The following is a 4,735-nucleotide window of genomic DNA, read 5'->3' on the forward strand; positions in this document are numbered from 1 at the left end:
CCGCGGTGACCGCGCACGCCGAGCGGCTGCGCCTGCCGCAGGAGAACCTGATCACGCCGGACACCGTGCGGCGGCTGTGCTGGGAGCCGCCGGCCGACCTCTCCCCGGAGGCCGTCGCGGAGGCGCTGCGCGGCTACGGCGCCCGGCCCTGGCAGATTGAACAAACGCTTCCGCTGCTGGCCACAGCCCTCACCGCCGCGCCTCCGTCCGAGTAGCCGGCCCGCCCGGCGGGAGTGGACACCGCCGGCCGCGGGCACGGATGTGACACGGACCGCACCGGCGACGGCGGGCCGACCCTTGCCACGTGGTTACCGACAAGTAGCATGGAGGCCGGGAAGCGCGCCGCCCCGCGGCGGCATTCTCCCGGGGGAGACCCCGGACTCCCGGCCGCAACCCTGCAGGAGGAGAGCCAACGTGCCTCGTACCGCTAGGGACGTCGTCTTCGTCGACGGCGTCCGCACCCCGTTCGGCAAGGCGGGCCCCAAGGGCATCTACCACGAGACCCGCGCCGACGATCTGGTCGTCAAGTGCATCCGTGAGCTGCTGCGCCGCAACCCCGGCCTGTCACCGGAACGCATCGACGAGGTCGCCCTCGCCGCGACCACCCAGATCGGCGACCAGGGCCTGACCCTGGGGCGCACCGCGGGGATCCTCGCGGGGCTGCCGCAGACCGTTCCCGGTTTCTCCATCGACCGCATGTGCGCGGGCGCGATGACCGCGGTGACCAGCACCGCGGGCTCGGTCGCGTTCGGCGCCTACGACGTCGTCGTGGCCGGCGGCGTCGAGCACATGGGCCGGCACCCGATGGGTGAGGGCGTGGACCCCAATCCGCGCTTCGTCTCCGAGAAGCTGGTCGACGAGTCGGCCATGTTCATGGGCATGACGGCGGAGAACCTGCACGACCGGTTCCCGCACCTGACCAAGGAGCGCGCCGACGCCTACGCCGTGCGCAGCCAGGAGAAGGCCGCCAAGGCGTACGCCAACGGCAACATCCAGTCCGACCTGGTGCCCGTCTCCGTCCGCCGGACCAACGCCGAGGCCGGCGAGACCGGCTGGGGCCTGGCCACCGCCGACGAGCCGATGCGCCCCGGCACCAGCATGGAGATGCTGGCCGGACTGAAGACGCCGTTCCGCCCGCACGGTCGGGTCACCCCGGGCAACGCCGCCGGTCTCAACGACGGCGCCACCGCCTCCCTGATCGCCGCCGAGGACGTCGCGCGCGAGCTGGAACTGCCGGTCAAGATGCGCCTGGTGTCGTACGCCTTCGCCGGCGTCGAGCCGGAGGTCATGGGCATCGGCCCGGTGCCGTCCACGGAGAAGGCCCTCGCCAAGGCGGGCCTGTCCATCGAGGACATCGGCCTGTTCGAGATCAACGAGGCGTTCGCCGTCCAGGTGCTGGCCCTGCTGGACCACTACGGCATCGCCGACGACGACCCCCGCGTCAACCAGTACGGCGGCGCGATCGCCTTCGGGCACCCGCTCGCCTCCTCCGGCGTCCGGCTGATGACCCAGCTGGCCCGCCAGTTCGAGCAGCAGCCGCACGTGCGCTACGGCCTGACCACCATGTGCGTCGGTTTCGGCATGGGCGGCACCGTGATCTGGGAGAACCCGCACTTCGACGGAGGAGCCAAGTGAGCAACACCGCAGAGCTGTTGAAGGGCGCAGCCGAGCTCTTCCCGGACGAGGTGGTGACCCAGGCGCACGTACGCCACCTGGACCTGCCCGCCGGGGCCGGCCGCTTCGCGCTCATCACGCTGGACAACGGCTTCGACCACACCAAGCCGACCACCTTCGGCCCGCAGTCGCTGGCCAACCTCGACGCGGCCATCGACCAGGTCGAGGCGGAGGCCGCCGCCGGTGAGATCGTCGGTGTCGGCCTGACCGGCAAGCCGTTCATCTTCGCCGTCGGCGCCGACCTCAAGGGCGTCGAGCTGCTGAAGCGGCACGAGGACGCGCTCGCCATCGGCAAGGGCGGCCACGAGGTCTTCAAGCGGCTCCCGGCTCTGGCCGTACCCACCTTCGCCTACTACAACGGCGCGGCCATGGGCGGCGGTGTCGAGGTCGGCCTGCACTGCGGCTACCGGACCGTCTCCCAGTCCGTCCCGGCGTTCTCCCTGCCCGAGGTCTTCCTCGGCCTGGTGCCCGGCTGGGGCGGCTGCGCGCTGCTGCCGAACCTGATCGGACCCGAGCGGGCCGTCCAGGTCATCATCGAGAACTCGCTCAACCAGAATCGGCAGCTCAAGGGCAGGCAGGTCCACGAGCTCGGCATCGCGGACGCGATCTTCGAGGGCGCGGACTTCCTGGAGCAGTCGCTGCACTGGACCGCTGCCGTGCTGACCGGGCAGCTCCAGGTGGAGCGCCCGGAGATCGACCGCGGCGAGACCTGGGACCAGGCCGTCGCCCGCGGACGGGAGATCGCCGACAGCAAGGTGCACGGCGCCGCCCCGGCGGCCTACCGGGCGCTGGACATCATCGCCGCGGCGAAGGACGGAGACCTCCAGAAGGGCTTCGACGCCGAGGACGCGGCGCTGGCCGACCTCATCATGGGCGACGAGCTGCGCAGCGGCATCTACGCCTTCAACCTGGTGCAGAAGCGCGCCAAGCGGCCCGCCGGTGCCCCGGACAAGAGCCTGGCCCGGCCGGTCACCAAGGTCGGCGTGGTCGGTGCGGGCCTGATGGCCTCGCAGCTCGCGCTGCTGTTCGCCCGCCGTCTGGAGGTGCCGGTCGTCCTGACCGACATCGACCAGGAGCGGGTGGACAAGGGCGTCGGCTACGTCCACGAGGAGGTCGACAAGCTCCTGCTGAAGGGCCGGGTGGGCCAGGACAAGGCCAACCGCCTCAAGGCGCTGGTGACGGGCTCGCTCGACAAGGCCGCGGCCTTCTCGGACGCGGACTTCGTCATCGAGGCCGTCTTCGAGGAGATGGGCGTCAAGCAGCAGGTGTTCGCCGAGCTGGAGGCGGTCGTGCCCGCGCACGCCATCCTGGCCACCAACACCTCCTCGCTGTCCATCACCGAGATGGCCTCGCAGCTGAAGAACCCCGAGCGGGTCGTCGGCTTCCACTTCTTCAACCCGGTCGCGGTGCTGCCGCTGCTGGAGATCGTCCGTGCCGAGCGCACCGACGACGCCTCGCTGGCCACCGCCTTCGCCGTGGCCAAGAAGCTGAAGAAGACCGCGGTGCTCGTCAAGGACGCCCCCGCGTTCGTGGTGAACCGCATCCTCACCCGCTTCATGGGCGAGGTGCTCGGCACGATCGACGAGGGCACCCCCGTGGAGGTCGCCGACCGCGCCCTGGCGCCGCTGGGGCTGCCGATGTCGCCCATCGTGCTGCTGGAACTGGTCGGCCCGGCCGTCGCCCACCACGTGGCGGGCACGCTGCACACCGCCTTCCCCGAGCGGTTCGCCGTCTCGGAGAACCTCGGCCGCGTCGTCGAGGCCGGCAAGCGCAGCCTGTACCGGCACGACACCGGCACCCCGGAGCTGGACCCGGAGGTCGCCGCGCTGTTCCAGGTCGGCGACACCCAGCTCACCGAGGAGCAGGTGCGGGACCGGGCGCTGAACGCCATCGCCGAGGAGATCGGCCTGATGCTGGCCGAGGGTGTCGTCGCCGAGGCCCAGGACATCGACCTGTGCCTGATCACCGGCGCCGGCTGGCCCTTCCACCTGGGCGGCATCACGCCGTACCTGGACCGGGCGGGCGTCAGCGAGCGCGTCACCGGGCGCAGGTTCCTCGCCCCCGGCGTCGCCAGCGTCCCCGAGTGACCACCGGATAGCACCGGGGCGGCACCCGCTGCCGCACCCGTCGAACGGCGCCCGTCCGCACAGTTGCGGACGGGCGCCGTTCGGCTGCCGGGCGGCCCGCCTAGGATGCCTTAATGACCTATCTCATCACTGGTGGAGCCGGCTACATCGGCGCACACGTCGTGCGTGCGCTGACCCTGGCGGGAGAAGACGTCGTCGTGCTCGACGACCTGTCGAGCGGGTTGCGCGACCGCCTGCCGCAGGACGTGCCGCTCGTCGAGGGCTCGGTGCTCGACGGGGAGCTGCTGGCCCGCACGTTCGAGCAGCACCGCGTCGACTGCGTGGTGCACCTGGCGGCGAAGAAGCAGGTCGGTGAGTCCGTCGCCCGGCCGCTGCACTACTACGAGCAGAACGTCCAGGGTCTGCAGGTGCTGCTGGGCGCGATGGCCGCCGCGGGCGTGCCGCGGTTCGTGTTCTCCTCCTCCGCCGCCGTCTACGGCATGCCGGACGTGGACCTCGTCACCGAGGACACACCCTGCCTCCCGATGAGCCCCTACGGCGAGACCAAGCTCGCCGGTGAGTGGCTGGCGCGCGCCGCGGGCCAGGCGCACGGCATCTCCACCGCCTGCCTGCGGTACTTCAACGTGGCGGGCGCCGCCACCCCCGAACTCGCCGACACCGGGGTGTTCAACCTCGTGCCGATGGTCTTCGAGAAGCTCACCGCGGGTGAGGCCCCGCAGATCTTCGGCGACGACTACCCCACGCCCGACGGGACGTGCGTGCGCGACTACATCCACGTCGAGGACCTGGCGGAGGCGCACGGCTCCGCCGCCCGCGCGCTGGCGGACGGCACCGCGCGGGACGGGCGGGTACGGGACCTGACCGTGAACATCGGCCGCGGCGAGGGCGTGTCGGTACGGGAGATGGTGGACCTCATCGCCGAGGTCACCGGCCGCTCCGAGCCGGCCGCCGCCGTCACCCCGCGGCGTCCCGGC

3 protein-coding genes and 1 pseudogene are annotated in these 4,735 nt (G+C 71.8%); all 4 read left to right on the top strand.

What is annotated here, in order from left to right; genetic code table 11:
- A pseudogene (locus ACYVE9_RS16050) lies at nt 1-215 on the top strand (ribonuclease D); the annotation flags it as partial.
- A 199-nt stretch (nt 216-414) separates the two neighbouring features.
- Complete coding sequence (locus ACYVE9_RS16055; RefSeq protein ID WP_461028536.1) at nt 415-1,635, top strand: thiolase family protein; 1,221 nt, start codon at nt 415-417, stop codon at nt 1,633-1,635.
- Nucleotides 1,632-3,761 (top strand): 3-hydroxyacyl-CoA dehydrogenase NAD-binding domain-containing protein, encoded by a 2,130-nt coding sequence (locus tag ACYVE9_RS16060; RefSeq protein WP_461028537.1) that lies wholly within the window; start codon nt 1,632-1,634, stop codon nt 3,759-3,761. The genes ACYVE9_RS16055 and ACYVE9_RS16060 overlap by 4 nt, the downstream gene beginning before the upstream one ends.
- Nucleotides 3,762-3,874: 113 nt before the next feature.
- Nucleotides 3,875-4,735, top strand: an 861-nt coding sequence (galE, locus tag ACYVE9_RS16065; RefSeq protein WP_461028538.1) for a UDP-glucose 4-epimerase GalE, incomplete at its 3' end; no start/stop codon positions are given.

This window comes from Streptomyces sparsus (assembly GCF_054776295.1).